Source organism: Legionella sp. 27cVA30 (genome assembly GCF_024160945.1).
GTDB classification, from domain to species: domain Bacteria; phylum Pseudomonadota; class Gammaproteobacteria; order Legionellales; family Legionellaceae; genus Legionella_A; species Legionella_A septentrionalis.
This window is the reverse complement of sequence record NZ_JAMYXK010000002.1, coordinates 280693-297522: the sequence shown is the minus strand read 5'-3', so window position 1 is coordinate 297522 and position 16830 is coordinate 280693. Positions and strand designations below refer to the sequence as shown.

Genomic DNA, 16830 nt, shown 5'->3' with positions numbered 1-16830 from the left:
TCAGAAATAAGTACTCATGAGCATAAATGATCAAGAACAACAACGTTCGCAAATTACTAAAGTTATCAGTCTAGGAAAAGATCAAAACTATCTCACCTACGCACAGATTAATGATTTACTACCCAATATTGTCGATACTGAACACTTTGATGTCATCATCAGCATGCTGGAAGATATGAACATCAAAGTATTTGAACATCCGCCAAGCATTGATGAGCTCGCGCTATTAGGTACCACCGAAGAAGCTCCTGAGGATGTTGAAGAAGCAGCCGCAGTATTGGCTTCCGTTGACAAGGAAACCGGGCGTACCACGGATCCTGTACGCATGTACATGCGTGAAATGGGTACAGTTGAACTCTTGACCCGCGAAGGCGAGATCCGCATTGCCAAACGCATCGAGGAAGGCATTTATCAAGTCCTCAAATCTCTGGCGCATTATCCAGAAACTGTGCAGCTGGTATTGGAAGATTACCGACGTGTGCTCGCTGAGGAAATCCGCTTGAGTGAAATCATTTCAGGCTTTGCCGATTCCGAAGAAGAAGCGCCTCCATCCAGCATTGGTTCCATGCTTGAAGAAAATCAGCAAGAGGACGCGGTTGACGCATCAGCCCTTCTTGAAGAAGAAAGCGATGACGACGGAGAAGGCGGCATATCGGAAGTCGATGAAGGTCCAAGCCTTGAACAAGCACAAGTTTATTTCGACGAATTGCAAGCCAATTTTGAAAGCGCGATGGTTTCTTTAAAAGAACATGGCCGTACCTCGAAGAAAACCATGGAATTACTGGAAGTCATGTCTGACTCGTTTCTAAAGTTAAAACTGACTTCACGGCAGGTGGATAAATTAACCCGTCACTTCCGTGAATTACGCAATCACATACGCGAGTTTGAGCGCGAAGTTATGCGTCTTTGCATTGAAAAAGCCCGTATCCCGCGCAAACTCTTTATTGAAACATTCCCAGGGCAGGAAACGGATTTAACCTGGCTTGAAACTTTAATTAGCAAACACGGCAAAAAATTGGATGTAACGCGCATCGAAGAATATGTCGAAGACATCAAGCGCTTGCAAGTTAAGTTGGCAAGCTTTGAAGAAGATTTTGGTTTAACCATTGGCGAAATCAAAGATATCAACCGTAAGATGTCCATTGGTGAAGCCAAGGCACGCCGTGCGAAAAAAGAAATGGTCGAAGCCAACCTGCGGCTGGTGATATCGATTGCAAAAAAATATACCAATCGCGGCTTACAATTCCTGGATTTAATTCAGGAAGGCAACATCGGATTGATGAAAGCCGTGGACAAATTCGAATACCGTCGCGGTTATAAATTCTCAACCTATGCCACCTGGTGGATCCGCCAAGCCATCACCCGTTCCATTGCCGATCAGGCACGCACCATCCGTATTCCTGTGCATATGATTGAAACGATCAACAAGCTCAATCGCATTTCACGCCAAATCCTGCAAGAAACCGGCCGCGAAGCTACCCCTGAGGAATTGGCAGAAAAAATGGATTTAAGCGAAGATAAAATCCGCAAGGTTTTAAAAATCGCCAAAGAACCTATTTCCATGGAAACTCCAGTAGGTGATGATGAAGACTCACATCTTGGTGATTTCATCGAAGATACCAACATTGAATCACCCATCAGCCGCGCCGAATCAGAAGGCTTGCGCGAAGCGACACTCGAAATTCTAGAAACCCTCACCCCGCGCGAAGCAAAAGTATTGCGCATGCGCTTTGGAATTGAAATGAACACCGATCACACGCTGGAAGAAGTCGGCAAACAATTCGACGTAACCCGCGAACGTATCCGCCAAATCGAAGCCAAAGCCCTACGCAAGCTCCGCCACCCCTCCAGATCTGAAAAACTACGCAGCTTCCTAGAAGGCGACGAAGACTAAAAACCTTGAAAAAATAGTGGTGTTGTAACGCATTAGCGATTACAATACCACCATCCCCCGGGCCCATAGCTCAGTTGGTTAGAGCAGCGGACTCATAATCCGTTGGTCCTAGGTTCAAGTCCTAGTGGGCCCACCAATAAAATCAAGTAGTTACGAGTAGTTCAGCAAAATTTAAAGACCTCTGAGGGGCACTGATGGGGCACTTAGAAATAAAAAAAATCACAACAAGTAGCAACAAAGATGTCAAAGAAACCTCCCGAAATCCTCTATAAATACCGTACTTTTGATGCCCGCTCTATCTCTATGCTCGCTAATAATCAGATTTACTTTGCAAGCCCTCTTGATTTTAATGATCCTTTTGATTGTGTTGCTCATGAGCATATGTTTGAAACACTAAATCCCCAAAGTCTTGAATTGCTGGCTCACCTTCATCCTCAAGTTTCTAATGAAAACATTACTCCTGAAAATACTGAACGTCTGATAGAAGCTATACGATTACATCCAGAAATACAAAAAATAAGGGGTCTTCCCCAAATCCGGGGGCACTTCACTTATCCGCACAGCACTCTAACTCTCAACCTATAATTTTCAAAATTTCTAAATCCGTAAGCTCTTCTCTGAATCAATTTCATCTTCCGATGAAACCCTTCAGTTATTCCATTGTTCTTCGTAAAGCGAAGCATTCTAACGACTTCTTCTCTCCATTTAAATAATGTATTACCACATCTCGTCATCAATGACCATCCGTGACATTCCCTCTCCCCAACCCTCTCCCGCGAAGGGCATCATCATACTATCAAAGCTCCTATCGTGGGAGAGGGGGTAGATCGAAGTGAAATAGAAAAATTTGTGCTCAATTTAAGATGAAATCTTGTCTAAAAAACTTTAGGGACGTTGCCTAGGATTATTCCTTGCTTATCCTGAGTGTATTAGTGAGGGTTCCGCGGAATTTACATGATTTTGCTATAGTTAGACTTAAATCAAATGCGAGATATTGCTGATGATTCAAATTCGTAAAAGCGATGACCGTGGAATAAGTCAAATGGATTGGCTTAACAGTTTGCACACCTTCTCATTTGCACAATACCGCGACCCTAAATTTATGAGATTTGGTGATTTACGTGTGATTAATGAAGATATTGTACAACCTGGCATGGGCTTTGGGCGTCATCCTCATCGTGATATGGAAATTGTTTCCTATGTGGTAGAAGGGCAGTTGGAACATAAAGACAGCATGGGGAATGGCTCAATCATTAAAGCTGGTGAAATTCAAATTATGACGGCTGGAGCTGGGGTTGAACATAGTGAATTTAATCATTCCAATACGGATTTGCTGCATTTTTTACAAATTTGGACTATCCCTGAGCAGCTGGGTTTAGCGCCCCGTTATCAGCAGATAAGCATTCGACCATCACAAAACAAACTGGTCTTGATCGGTTCACGGGATGGGAGCGACACAGCAGTGACAATTCACCAGATATTCGCTTGTATGCATGCTTTTTGCAAGATAATCACACTCTTAACCATACCCTGCAACAAGAGTGAATTTCAATTTAAAGAAAAGCGGATGCCGACTTTAGAGGAGATTAATGCCGTAGCAACCGATACCCCTGTATTTATTCTGCATTTATATGACAGGGCATTATTGAATCGGGCCGCACTTCGCGCAATTGGTTATGATAAAAATACAAAAGCATTACCAGGTACTGCCATTGAGCGAGATAAAGAGGGTAACCCGACAGGCATGTTAATCGCCACACCCAATGCAATTATACTGTATTCCGCATTAGCACAACGCCCTAAATTAAATAAACAGGATCAAATGAATTCAACTTTGCATTTTATGTGCGAGTTAAACCGCTTGGGTGTAACCAGGATAGTGGACGCTGGTGGCGGATTTCAAAACTATCCAGACGATTATGAAATCGTTAATCAATTAAACCAAGAAAACAAATTGACTGTGAGAATCGCCTATAATTTATTTAATCAAAAACCAGGTGGAGAATTACAAGACTTTGCACACTGGACAAAGACATCACATTATCAACAAGGCAATGATTATTATCGACATAATGGCGCGGGCGAAATGCTAGTATTTTCTGCTGCAGATTTTGAAGATTTTTTACAACCTCGTCCAGATTTGCCAATCGAAATGGAGCGTCAATTAGAGCCTGTAGTGCGCTTATTGGCACAAAACCAATGGCCGTTTCGTTTGCATGCTACCTACGACGAATCGATTACCCGTGCTTTAACAATTTATGAAAAAGTTCATCAAGAGGCGCCAATTGATCAATTACACTGGTTTTTTGATCATGCTGAAACAATTTCAAAACGTTCAATCGAACGCGTGAAACACCTGGGTGGTGGAATTGCCATCCAAAACCGCATGGCGTTTCAGGGCGAGTATTTTATGGCGCGTTACGGCAAAGAAAAAACATTGCTAACGCCACCTATTCAAGCACTGTTGGAAGCCGAGATACCTGTTGGGATGGGCAGGTAAAAAAGGGGCATTTATTGAGGGTCAGTTGGCGGATATGGCGGTGCTTTCAAACGATTTTTTCACTATTCCCGATGAGGAAATCAAGTCAATTTATTCGGTGATGACGATATTAGGTGGAGACATTGTTCATGCCTCTGATGAATTTTCAAGTTATAATCCGCCATTACCGCCTGTGAGTCCCGATTGGTCGCCAATCAAACATTTCGGTACTTATGGGCAAAATAAAACAATTGTGCAGCATCAGGCACATGCTATTCACTGTTTGGCACACCGGCATCCATTTAGTGAGCATACAAATCATTTATTTGGGTGCTTCTGTTGGGCTTTTTAACGAAACTGAGATAAGGAACAAATGGGTAAATCAGCGCATCACATTGTCGAAGTGCCTAATTATTATACTTGTATCATTAAGTCTGATTATAACAATAATCAGACTTAATGTCTTGATTGTAGGAAATTGACGAAAAGCGACTTTTTACTTCGATTGTGCAGTAATAACTTCATTTTCTACATTCATAGACAATGCTAGAGTCATCTGCATCAGGAGTTAGAGAGCTATTGAAAGCCTTAATCGTTTTAATTTCTTTGAAACCAACCTCTTTGAGCATATCAATTAAAACTAAAGGATTATCATAGACTCGAACATTAAAGTTCTCAATTTCGGTTTGTATGATTTGTCCTTTTTCTACTAATTCGTATCTATCTATAGAAGAACAAACATTATTTTCGTAAGTTGTAAGCCGATTTACTAGAATAAAATTACCATCTGGTTTGTGGCATACAATACCCCTCCAAACTCCGAGTTCATCAGGCACTATTTTAGATGTTTCTGCTTCAAATAATAAAATCCCGTCATCATTTAAATGATCATAAAAAACCTTCAATGATTTTTTAACAGAGTCAAAATTAATAAGGTGCCCAAATGAACCGCTCGGGATAAAAATCAGATTATATCTTTGTGTTCTATTTAAATCCTCAACCAATCCTTGCCATACTTCTGGCCTAAGATCTTGTATTTTTGCTTTTGCATATAAGGCACTAAGCATATGCTTACTGGCATCAAATCCTATGACTTCGAAATTTTCTTTAAGAAATGGAAGTAAAAATCGGCCTGAACCACACATAGGCTCCATAGCTAAACCACCAGCATTAACCACATATGTGCGATAAAATGCATAAGCATCTTCTGGTGGATGAGGTCTTATTAAATCATAGAACTCTGTACATAGACTCAGGTAGCTATTTAGTTCATGTTTACTCATCAATTAATTCCAAATGTCCATTAATAACCTCATTAGGCGTAAAATAATTTAGATTTTTCAAGGTTTATGTTTAATTTATTCATTATAACAAGTAGCGTATTATTAGTCATTGAAACAGGCTAGAACGCTTATGGCGAATGATTCGCATCTTTTACAATGAACGTTTAAAATTAAATGCTCCAATTCCATAAGGCAGCTTATGAGTCAGTTTCTGGATCTTTCCATTTTTAAAAAAAATCGTGATTTTGGTCTTTTGTATGCGGGTCAATTTTTATCTTTTATGGGAACCATGATTACTGGGGTCGCCCTTCCCTACCAGATTTATGACATCACTCAGTCTACCGTAATGGTGGGTTTGCTAAGTCTTGTGCAATTGCTGCCCCTATTAATCACAGCCTTGCTGGGCGGTGTGTTTGCTGATCGCTACAATCGTAAAGCGCTACTCATTGTAAGTGAAATTTTCTTGGCATTTGGCTGTGGTTTATTAATATTTAGTACCAGCCAAAGTAATCCCAGCATCGCTTTAATTTTTACTGTAGCTTCTTTAATGTCTGCGATCACCGGGCTGCATAGACCTGCATTTGACAGTATCACACAACAAATTGTTGAAACAAAAGATTATAAAACGGTTGGGGCTTTAGGCAGTTTTAAATTCAGTTTTGGTATGATTGTCGGTCCTGCGATAGCAGGTTTGCTCATTGCACATCATGGGATTTTATTGACGTATTTAGTTGATTTAATAACATTTGTTATTTCAATCGGTACCTTATTATTAATTCACACAATCCCAAAGCCTGTGGCAGTACAAGAAGAGTCCATTTTAAAATCTCTGCAGGAAGGTGTGAAGTTTGCCCTGAAACGGCAAGAATTAATGGGTAGCTATATGGTCGATTTCCTGGCCATGGTATTCGCTATTCCGAACGCGCTTTTCCCCGCAATTGCCCAATCCATGGGAGGTGCGAAAACGCTGGGGCTCCTCTATTCTGCTCCGGCAGTAGGGGCATTGGTTATTTCCTTTTTTAGTGGCTGGACAAGCCGGATTACATCCGATACCAAAGCAATTGCTATTGCAGCCATATTTTGGGGAATAGCAATTATTGGATTTGGTGTAGCAAGCCAACTCTGGTTATGTTTATTATTTTTAAGCTTGGCTGGTGCTTTTGACACCATTAGCGGAATTTTTAGATCCAATTTATGGAACAATGTAATTCCTTATCATTACCGAGGTCGCCTGGCGGGAATAGAGATGATTAGCTATTTAAGCGGCCCCAAATTGGGGGATACCCGCGCAGGTTTCATGGCCGCCGGGTTTGGCATCACGTCCGCAATCATATCAGGTGGCGTCCTCTGCGTATTAGGAGTAGCTGCCTGTTGTCTTTTGATGCCAAAATTTTGGAATTATAAAATAAGCCATGAGGCAGCACATGATAAGCTTTCGTAACAGTTGCTAACTATAACTTTGTATTTTATGCGCGGGGTAAATCGCTTAGGCATACAGTATAAATGAGCATTACTCCTGGCGTATTCTTAACGCATGATGGGCACACAACTAGCTAATTTCGTATATCCGCGCAATCCTTGCTATTTATCGGATTTAGATGGATGATAAGTCCCGTTAGCTCGCTGGGGTGCCTAAAGAAATAGCGCATCATTTTGCGGTGATCGGCTGAGGTAGAAAACTGCTGCAGGTGAGTTTCGCCTTGCCAGTAACTTAGCATCAAAATTCATGAAAATTGCAGATTCCATCTTTAAGCTGAATGCAGCCATTTGCCCGGCGTACTGCTTTATGTAAGCAAAACATATGGCTCATAAGCCATAACCACCCTTTTAAATTTCGCGCAATAATCCCATTTTTCAGGTTGCTCAGGAAAATTTATTGTATATACTGAGGAAGCTTTACTCGGCATGCTGTTTTCCAAGTAATTACTATAAAAACTAAATATTAATATCTTGCGAAATGATTTTGATTTCACCATGCTCTTGCCGGGCGAAAATTAATGTATATTCAGGTACTTCAAGCCAGGTAGTGGTATCTTCTGTTAATGGCTCGGAAGCTATAATCATACTTGAATTTACTGCTCCTCCCTTCATTCTATATTCACCGTCATATACTCCATAGCTTTCGCCATAGGTATACCACAATGAATGATAGGTAAAATGGGACGATGGTCCTACGCCGGGCGGGTGCCAACCATAATCTAAAACAAAGCGTGTGGCTGCTATGAACTCTCCATTTGTAATGAAAAGATTTACTGGCGAATTGATAGCAATTTTTTGTTCATAGCGCACTTGCTTTAAAATTTTTAGTGTACTGATAATTGCATTAATGATTTCGCTTGGTTGATACGAGCCATTTGGATGAGCCAGTTGCGATAAAAAAACAGCATAAATCCATTCGCTGTCTGTGGTTCCGCGGATATGTTTTTTGTAATCCTCCTTTATATAGCGCAATAAATCATAACGCATGCTTTCAAAATTATAGAGCACGCCATTATGAGCTAAAGCAATATTGGTTTCGGGGTAAATAAATGGATGAACATTTTGACTCGCGACCACTTGTTTCTCGTGATAAGAAACGCCGCGTAAATGAGCCAAAAAGCAATGCGGAGATATTTTTGACGCTAGATTGCGCAAATTCTCATCATAAAAAGGCAGTTGCGGAGTTTTATAAAGGTAAGGCAGCGCAGGATGATGTGAATTTTTTTCCCAAGCAGCCATGCCAAAACCTGCCAAATTTAACAAATAAGACATGTACTTCGGATGATAACTCTGTTTTATGAAGGAATTGTCGGGCTTGTAGAGAAGCTCTTCAATCAGCGTCGGTTTTCCCAAATACGATAATATTCTGCACATAGGCTCACCTATTGTATGCTTCGATATGAAGTCTTACATCCAGTTTATTGATGGATCTTCCCAATGCCACTAACGAGCCGCAAATCAAATTAAATATTTTGTACCAAAGCTCTGGTTTATTTTTCCGCAAAAACTCCAGATTTTCCTGAGATATTTTCAGCAACAGCGCAGATTCGCAAGTGATAAAGGTAATGGTAAATGTGGATTTATGGTCCAAACAAGCAACACTGGCGAATAAAGCCCCCGGCCCAATAACTGATAATTTGGCTATTTTATTGGCATACATGATGCTGGATTGCACAGCACCATGAATAATAATGTAACACGAAGGATTTTTTTCATTTTCATGAATTAAAATACAGTTTTTAGGCGCCTCCAGAGGCTGCGTGTATTCCAGCAGTAACTCCTGCATCTCTTCTTTCGTAAAGGCTTGAAACAGCGGGCTTTTGCCTAATTCCTGAATATCCTCGCCATTTATTACTGCAGGTAAATGGGTAGGCTGAGTCAAAGAGCTCAAAACACGGCCAAAAAACGATAGGGTCACCATGTCAGAGTGTGCTATTAAGGTAGTTACTTTGTCATGCATTTGTTTTAGGCGGCCGCAAACTTGAGTGCCAATAGCGCGCAAAATTTTATATTTAGTTTCAGGAAAGTAGGCTGTTAGCAATTCGAAATAAGTATGTGTAATCAACAGGCAAGTTACCCGCCCGATAGCCCGGGCTGAAGTGGAACAGGGGCCTTTTTCAATAAACGCCAATTCCCCCAGAAAATCCCCACTATTTAAGTCTTCGATATTGACTATACCCTCTCCCATCGTACGTGCGATTAACTGCACTTCGCCTGCAAGAATGACATACACTCCGTCTATTCGTTTGCCTTGCTGATAAATGACTTGATTCGGTAAAAAAGTGATGGTTCGGCAGTGCATAAGCAGCATTTCAAGTTCATGTACATCCAAATAATGACCTAGAATGGTCTTTTTTAAATCATCAATTTGGGCTGTCATCTCTCTGCCACGCATCACTTATCCTTAATGGCTTAACCATAATTTGCAAAGCTCAGACACTACTTCTTGCAGCGAGCCTGTTTGTGCGTAATATTCACGAATAATTACCGAATCATTTCTTTTATTTAAAGCATCCTCTTTTAATAAATTAAAATATTCCATGCTGCCTAACTCTTTAAAATAGGGTTCGATGTTGGCGATGGTAGTGAGTAAATCATCAAATACCGTTGTTTTGTTGCTGTTTTCAGGATTGATAAACTCCCCATCATAGCCATAACGACTTGCTTCAAACCGGATATGCGGATAAAGATAGTACAAATCGTCAGTTAGTTTAAATGGCTTTTCTTTGATTAGATAAAGAGCTAAGGCTTGCAAGTAAGCAGCAAGCATGACTGATTTTTTTATGGTCAAAGGCGTATCAAAAATACGCACTTCCACGGTGCCAAACTCAGGTTTTGGCCGCACATCCCAATAAATATCCTTCATGTTTTCAATGATGCCCCATTCCTTCATTTTGTAATAATAATCTGAAAATTCCTGCCAATTCTTGAGCATGGGGATTACGCCGCTCATTGGAAAAGAATTGAAAATATTAACCCGGGCCGAAGAAAAGCCGCTGTCTTTTCCCTGATAAAAAGGAGAAGCTGAGCTGATAGCAATCAACTGCGGTATGTAGCGTGCCAAAGCATGGGTTAAATAGACAGCATCTTCACCATTTAGGCAACCAAGATGCACATGTTGCCCAAAAACAGTTGCTCTTTTTGTTAAATAGCCAAACCGATGGGCCAGTTTTTTATATCTTTTGGCCGGGAATACTTTTTGGCTGGACCATTTCTGAAACAAATGGGTGCCACCGCCACAAAAACTGATATCAAATTTTGAAGTCTGCTCAACTAAAAAAGATTGTAACTCATATAATTCTGTAAGTACTGTATTGATATTTTCATGGACCGAGGAATTCAATTCAATCATGCTTTGCGTGATTTCAGGTTTAACTCGATTTTGGCAAATCCCCTCATTCAAATTACGGATAAGTTCTTTCGAACGAGAAATCAACCCATAAGATTGATTATCAATAATTTGTAACTCCAATTCGACTCCCACCGAAACCAGGGAAGAGGTAGAGAAAGGCAAAACTTTTTTCATATCATTCCTTGATAGTCATATACATCGAGGAAAACTCCTCTCTTGTACAGTATAGTTGTTAATAAGTTAACGAAATCGGAAGACCAATGCAAAAATTCATCATCAAAACAGAAAACTTAGGGCTGCGTTTTGTTAGCAAAGAAGACCTTCCGCATTTGCAAGAGCTGGAAGAAGATCCTGAGGTTAAAACATTTTTTCCTTCTGGCCCATTAAACGGAGACGAGGTATATGATCTCATAAAAGATTGCGTCACTGACTGTAAGTATAAGAATTTACCATGCTTTGCAATTTTTGAATTGCAATCTAATGACTTCATAGGACGAGCTTATTTTGGTGAATTACCCTCTGGGGAAACCAAAGTAGGTTATCTTTTTCATAAAACCTACTGGGGTAAAGGCTATGCAACCGAAGTTTTGGGAGCATTGCTGAAATGGGCGCAAAAACATATTGATGCAGAGTACATTGTGGCATATGCAGATAAAAATCATTCGGCTTCTTTCCGCGTCATGGAAAAATGTGGAATGGAATATTATAAAGATGGTTTTTATAAAGATATGGAAAGTTCTTTTTATCGTATTAAAAATAAATAATTCGCCAGGCCGTAATGGTTTTTACGCCTGTAACTTCGTCAGCAACCCTTCATTATATGCATAATCGATTTCTGCTTTAGATTTTAGAACACTATGAAAGTAATGAGTTACTAAAAATTTAAGATTTAATTTCGGAATATAGTTTGATCGTATTTCTTAATACTTTCTCACAAATTGCAAGTTGCTCTAAGGTAATGAATTCATCGGCCTGATGAGCTTGCTCAATGCTCCCAGGTCCGCAAATGATCGTTGGGATGTTTGCCCGTTGAAATATGCCAGCTTCTGTGGAGTAGGATACTTTCATGCGTTTATTTATCCCGGTGACGTGTCTTAGCAGCGTGGTAATCAAGGCATTTTCATGCGCAGTAAATCCAGGCGCATCGGAAATCAAATTTAAGTAAACTTCGGCACCAGGATAAGTTTGCCGCATTTCCGGCAACAAAGTTTCGTCAATATAATTTTGCATTTGACTGCGTACTGTTTCCACCGAAAATTGAGGTAAATAACGCATTTCGACCATAAATTCGCAATTAGCCGGTATGACATTCGAAGCATGGCCGCCACTAACAATATTGGTGGTAATGGACGTAAAGGGCACATCAAAATCTGCATCAAATGGCCCTTCTTTCCTTAAAAAATCAGCAAGATCTCTTATGTAACAAATCAAGCGGCTACCATACTCAATAGCATTACACCCGCGATTAGTTAAAGAAGAATGTGCGGAAAGCCCTTTAATTTGAATATGATAAACTTGTCGACCTTTATAACCTACAATAGGCAGCATGCTGGAAGGCTCGCCTATGATGCAAGCTTCGGGTTGAATATTTGCCTGTTTGAGATAAGAAAGCACATGTGGAGCGCCAAGACAGCCAATTTCTTCATCACAAGTAAACGAGAAATGAACCGGCTTGTGCAGTTTGATGGGTTTCAACTCAGGCAATAATGCCAGCATTACTGCAATGAATCCTTTCATGTCGCTGGCGCCACGCCCATAAATTTTATTGTCCTTAACGACAGCGGAAAATGGATCCGTATGCCATATTTGCCCATCTACAGGGACCGTATCGGTGTGGCCTGACAAAACGATGCCGCCCTGCTCTTTTCCTTCATGGTTGGGAAGTGTGGCAAAAAGATTAGCTTTGCTACTATCATTGCCCGGAATAATGTGGGAAGGAACGCCATTCTCATCAAACCAGGTTGCAATGCTTTCTATAAGGGAAAGATTCGAATTTCGGGAAGTCGTATCGAAGCTAATGAGTTTGCTAAGCCACTGTTTGGTATCCATGCCATTTTCCTAACAGACGCGTAATCTATTAGGGTGACGGCCAGCACTCTTAAAACTTTAACTTAAAGATTGGCAAAAGTTACTGTTTGCAACCGCAAAAAGTAACTTTGCCTACAGGTCAATTGATTAAAAGTACATGCTCAAGCCATCTTCAGGCTCAATAGAACTTTGCAATGTGGAGTTAGAGCCATGGTTAAAAAAACCGTTATTTTTTAATCCCTTAGTGAAAGCTTTTTCCCATTCTTGCGCTTCTTCCGGACCCACTAATGGAAAAAGATGAGATTCATTGGAAAACTCTTTAAATGACATATATTCTTTTATGCGATTTAATTCCGGGAGCACTTTAAAAATCAGGTTAAGAATCATAGGAGCTGTGATTTGCTGCCTTAAATCCGTTATGGGAAACAATTGCTCTAAAGAAAAACCCTGTTCTGCCAGAGGATCTCCATGCTCCAAATAATTTCTAAACGCTCTTAAATTATTATAATCTTCCTGTATATAAGGGCATTTAGCTGCTTCTTTAAATGAACGAATGCTGTCTAAATGCTGCAATGCTTGGCCGGCATTATATTCAATGGCGTAATTTAGCATAGGGTTCATTTCAAGAATTTTAGAAAGCGGATTACGCTTATTTAAGCGGTGGTATTGATCCCAATCTTCCAAACTTTCATAGGGAATATTTGTTTGCAAATAGCCTGCGTCCTTTAGGAAGTTTTTTATATTTTCGATTGCTTCTATCGCTGTATCAATGCGTTTAACAGGGTTTAAAACATGTTTGCTATTCGGAGCTTTTAGGAAAACTCTAGCCAATGAACGAATGGTATCCAACCCTTTAAATTTGGCAGCTTCCAGGGCCTCCCGTTTTAATTTTTCTGCCTGGGCATCCAAACGTTTTTTTATCCTTTCCGCTTCAGAAAGGCTTTTAGCATTGCACGCATTGGAAAATATATTGGCCAAAGATTTATAGCGAATTTTATCAACGGAACGGGAGGGAAGATTACTCAAAATTCTACCCTGCTCGGTTTTATTGGGAATAGCTTCTTTCCCCGCGAAGATATCTTTACAGAATTGGATGGTGGCTTCATCCGTTTTAGTTTCTTTCAGGGCGGTTATAAAAATGTCTTCGTCCTGAATAGAAATACGGCGGCTATACGCAGGGGCTACTGCTGTTGCCGTGTTATCCTTATCCTCAGTGTTTTCCATATGGAATTTTAAGATTTTTTCCCAAAATTCTTCAGGACTGTATTCATAACGTCCGAGCTTTTCCTCCCGTGAGACTAAAATATACATTAACTTTTTCCAAAAATATGAAAACTCTTCTCTAACAATGTGCTCGAATTTATCTGTGTGTTGCAAAAATTCATTAACTTTGTGTTTATTATCACCCTCGTCTTGATGAACCAAACAATCCCTGATCACGATCAAATCGTTCCAAGCTACTGTTTCATCCAGTTTAGGGATAAAACGCGAGAAATTTTTGCTGGTTAGTAATTCCCCTATCATTTGCAATATGCGTAAAACAGCATGCCTATCGCGTAAGCTGGAGAAATCCATTTTGTTTTGTGAGCTTAAGTTCATAGATAGCATTCTATTATTGTATTTTAGGGTTAGGGGTGCGTGATAAGTTGTATCACTAACTAACTTCACCATATTCTCAAAGCTTTTGTGATCCGAAACATAAGTGATTAAAGATTTGATAACAGGCAAACAAACTGGGCTAACTGGCGGGGAGGCTGAATTTTGCGTTGAATCGCGTATTTCTTTAAAAAATTGCAGTAAAGTGGGCATATCTTTTTCAATCACCGTAGGAATGGCTGCCTCGATCATTTGTTGCCGATCGTTTCTTTCTTTAACAAAATGATCTGCTGCATCCCATAAAGTGGAGTTTTCCTTAAATTCTTTAAAGCTAAGTCCGCCTAGAGGAAAGGCATGTTGGTTAATCAGCGGAGGTTCTTTTGCCAGCCCACCTAATTTACTAAAGGTAACCCAGGTAAATGGCTGAGGGGTAAAATGTTTGTGATATTTAATTCTTAAATTGGGCGAGAGATTTTCTATGGTTTGGCAAGCTAGTTCCAAAATTTTTCGGCATTTTTTTACATGATCGGCTTGAAATAAAGAGGCATGGGCCGCCGTAAAATAACCAGGCCACTCATTAAACGCATTGCTCCCTTGAAATTTAGTCAGATATTGAAGACATTGGATGATAAAATCAAGGCGGTGCTTATCGAATTTTTCATTTTCTCGCTCGTCCTTGAGGCTTATTTTCTCGGGCAAAAGTTGTTTATTCGCAAAAATTTTATTTAATATATTAAAACCATTTTTATATTCCGGCTTATATTTTTCAGCAAGATCTTGTTTCAAGACCTGCACCTTTCTGGCCAAAATTTCTGCTGGGGGCTCCAGGTTCACAGAGTTAAGAGGTGACAGCACGGCAGCGCCTGCGTATACAAGTAAATGAAATAAATCGATATTTGAGTTTTGGGCGGCATACCCTATAGCAGTCATGGTATTAACATCTTGATGATCTACTGCAATTTGGGGGATGCTTTTATCATTCAGTAAAAATCTAATCAGTTTCAACATCTGCATGTCGCCTGACTGGCAATGTTTACAAGCCACCAGGAAAGCATCATTGTATTTTTCCTTGGCTATAAGTTGTTTAATCACTCCACTTTTAAGCAGAGGTTTTTTTTCTTCTAAAACTGCAATTTTTTCCAGTAAATTTTTACTATTCATCATTTTACTCGTATTATGCTACTAAAGCGTATGCCAAGAGCAGTGATTTTATGAGCGAAATATTAACGCAGTATTAATTTTGACTATTTTATATGGATATATGAAATTGGAAAATTTCTCACCTGAGTTGGTGCAAAACGAGATCAATTAATGGATGAAATATGTGGCGGCCGAGTAGGTAGAAAAATCTACTATTACAATCAGTGCCTTACAGGATAAGAAAATCAGCCAGGAAGCAAAAGATTTTACACAACACAACCTGCAGGTCTTAGCTTCCCATTGCTTAACTTAGAGTAACTTATTATTTGTAAATTTCATTAATGCGGGCTCATACCACCGTCATGTGGCTGATTCGCCTTTTCTTTTTGTCGCTCCTTTTGTACAAGCTTAGAGATACAGCCAACATATTTATCTCTTAGTTCTCGAGCGTGGTGGGTTGCTTGAACCAGTTCATTCACTTGTTCAGTCGTAGGAAAATCTTTTTCTTCTTGAATAAAATATTTAGAGACATAGCGTTTAGATTCTTGCTGGATTATGCTTTCCAAATGTGTTGCCATTTCCGCATGACTCCTTTTAACTTTACCTTCACAAGCGACGCCTTTAAAATCAGTTAATTCCTCTTTTTCTGTTTCAGACAAATCTTTAACAAGGTTCTCCGTGTAGGTTATCTTTTCAATGGGTTTAATAAATTTCGCTGTGGAATTTGCACCCATTATTTCTTTTCGCATCTCAGGATATTTATCCCATTCCCCACCACCCAAAGAACAAGAAATTGCTAAAGCTTCATCATTACCCATGCGACGAATAAACGAATCAGCAACTGTTTGATAATGCTCCCTTACAAATTTGATTATCTTCTCATCATCAGTACCAATTTCAAACATCATAGCTGCCCTATGGTCAAATTTTTCTTCAATAAGTTTGGATATCGCTTCATCTGAACCTTCCGTAATGCATTGTTTCGAAGCTTTTTCTACCAGGTATTTCTTTAAAATGTCAGCTGATTCCTTGGAAACGCTGCAAGTGACTGGTTTCACCATATAAATTTTACCCTCAGCAGGGTTTTTATCAGGATAGTCCAAGTAACCCATCCAGGGGAACCAGGTTTCCTTGCTGTTACTATTAAATCCGGAAGAAGTGTAAAAAGGGTACAGTACAGATGAATTCCCTTTAATTACTGTAATTGTACGTGCCTGGGTCTTATAGGCATGAATATCATTATCTTTAAACGTATACATAAACCCTCCATAGTTTGCCGTATAGTATGTTTAAATTATAGGCTCAAACTAAGTGACCATCCCGTCCTGGGTATGAGATTACGTTGTTATTTTTTAGCCATTGTCTCGTGTATCGGTGCATAAAAACATGATTTCCCTAGTGGCTAATGGGTGATCATGTCACAATACAAATGATCTGCCTAAAAATCACAAAGACTATTGCTGATTATGATAATTTCTAGCCAGGCAAGGCAGACATGGTTCGCTAGTTTAGCAATTGAGGTTTAAGCAAAAAATAATTTCAGTTTATCTAGAATTAATTCTCTTCTGCCCGCGCTTGA

The 16830-nt window shown here is 39.8% G+C and carries 13 protein-coding genes, 1 tRNA gene and 1 pseudogene; 7 read left to right on the top strand and 8 right to left on the bottom strand.

Translation table 11 applies throughout. The features are described from left to right. The first annotated feature begins 16 nt into the window (after positions 1-16). The 3 genes from rpoD (at position 17) to NKV53_RS06675 (ending at position 2479) form a co-directional block, all read left to right on the top strand. Positions 17-1894, top strand: a complete 1878-nt coding sequence (rpoD, locus tag NKV53_RS06685; protein ID WP_126954743.1) for an RNA polymerase sigma factor RpoD — start codon at positions 17-19, stop codon at positions 1892-1894. Between the two features lie 59 nt (positions 1895-1953). After that, positions 1954-2030: transfer RNA gene (locus tag NKV53_RS06680), tRNA-Ile, on the top strand. A gap of 104 nt (positions 2031-2134) precedes the next feature. Beyond that, positions 2135-2479: a hypothetical protein gene (locus tag NKV53_RS06675; protein WP_127057526.1), complete on the top strand. Its 345-nt coding sequence runs from the start codon at positions 2135-2137 to the stop codon at positions 2477-2479. Here the strand turns inward: NKV53_RS06675 and NKV53_RS06670 are convergent. Beyond that, positions 2446-2616 (bottom strand): annotated as a pseudogene (locus NKV53_RS06670) (transposase); the annotation flags it as partial. The gene NKV53_RS06675 and the pseudogene NKV53_RS06670 overlap by 34 nt on opposite strands. Before the next feature lie 278 nt (positions 2617-2894). On the opposite strand from NKV53_RS06670, the gene NKV53_RS06665 reads away from it, so the two are divergent. After that, positions 2895-4394: an amidohydrolase family protein gene (locus NKV53_RS06665; protein ID WP_199737883.1), complete on the top strand. Its 1500-nt coding sequence runs from the start codon at positions 2895-2897 to the stop codon at positions 4392-4394. 34 nt (positions 4395-4428) lie between these two features. After that, positions 4429-4725, top strand: a complete 297-nt coding sequence (locus tag NKV53_RS06660; protein WP_199740794.1) for a hypothetical protein — start codon at positions 4429-4431, stop codon at positions 4723-4725. Positions 4726-4894: 169 nt separating this feature from the next. On the opposite strand, the gene NKV53_RS06655 is transcribed toward NKV53_RS06660, so the two are convergent. Further along, positions 4895-5656 carry a bifunctional 2-polyprenyl-6-hydroxyphenol methylase/3-demethylubiquinol 3-O-methyltransferase UbiG gene (locus tag NKV53_RS06655; protein ID WP_127057616.1) on the bottom strand — a complete coding sequence of 254 codons (762 nt, stop codon included), beginning with the start codon at positions 5654-5656 and terminating at the stop codon, positions 4895-4897. Between the two features lie 199 nt (positions 5657-5855). On the opposite strand from NKV53_RS06655, the gene NKV53_RS06650 reads away from it, so the two are divergent. Then, a complete protein-coding gene (locus NKV53_RS06650; protein ID WP_127057615.1) occupies positions 5856-7097 on the top strand; it encodes an MFS transporter in 1242 nt (413 codons plus the stop codon). 494 nt (positions 7098-7591) lie between these two features. Here NKV53_RS06650 and NKV53_RS06645 read toward each other — a convergent pair whose 3' ends face one another. Genes NKV53_RS06645 through NKV53_RS06635 form a run of 3 tightly spaced genes read right to left on the bottom strand, consistent with a single transcriptional unit; the run spans position 7592 to position 10661 of the window. Further along, positions 7592-8509 (bottom strand): class II glutamine amidotransferase, encoded by a 918-nt coding sequence (locus tag NKV53_RS06645; RefSeq protein WP_126955008.1) that lies wholly within the window; start codon positions 8507-8509, stop codon positions 7592-7594. A gap of 4 nt (positions 8510-8513) precedes the next feature. Next, positions 8514-9530 carry a Crp/Fnr family transcriptional regulator gene (locus tag NKV53_RS06640; RefSeq protein WP_126955007.1) on the bottom strand — a complete coding sequence of 339 codons (1017 nt, stop codon included), beginning with the start codon at positions 9528-9530 and terminating at the stop codon, positions 8514-8516. A gap of 9 nt (positions 9531-9539) precedes the next feature. Beyond that, positions 9540-10661: a YbdK family carboxylate-amine ligase gene (locus NKV53_RS06635; protein WP_127111534.1), complete on the bottom strand. Its 1122-nt coding sequence runs from the start codon at positions 10659-10661 to the stop codon at positions 9540-9542. 86 nt (positions 10662-10747) lie between these two features. Here NKV53_RS06635 and NKV53_RS06630 point away from each other — a divergent pair, with 86 nt between their 5' ends. Then, positions 10748-11251 (top strand): GNAT family N-acetyltransferase, encoded by a 504-nt coding sequence (locus NKV53_RS06630; protein WP_126955005.1) that lies wholly within the window; start codon positions 10748-10750, stop codon positions 11249-11251. A 118-nt stretch (positions 11252-11369) separates the two neighbouring features. On the opposite strand, the gene argE is transcribed toward NKV53_RS06630, so the two are convergent. From argE to NKV53_RS06615, 3 genes are all read right to left on the bottom strand, one after another. Continuing rightward, positions 11370-12536, bottom strand: a complete 1167-nt coding sequence (gene argE / locus NKV53_RS06625) for an acetylornithine deacetylase (RefSeq protein ID WP_127057569.1) — start codon at positions 12534-12536, stop codon at positions 11370-11372. Between the two features lie 126 nt (positions 12537-12662). Beyond that, a complete protein-coding gene (locus tag NKV53_RS06620) occupies positions 12663-15275 on the bottom strand; it encodes an ankyrin repeat domain-containing protein (protein ID WP_127111532.1) in 2613 nt (870 codons plus the stop codon). Positions 15276-15589: 314 nt separating this feature from the next. After that, the gene (locus NKV53_RS06615; protein WP_127111531.1) at positions 15590-16510 is read right to left on the bottom strand and encodes a hypothetical protein; all 921 of its coding nucleotides are present in this window, start codon (positions 16508-16510) and stop codon (positions 15590-15592) included. Positions 16511-16830: the final 320 nt, after the last annotated feature.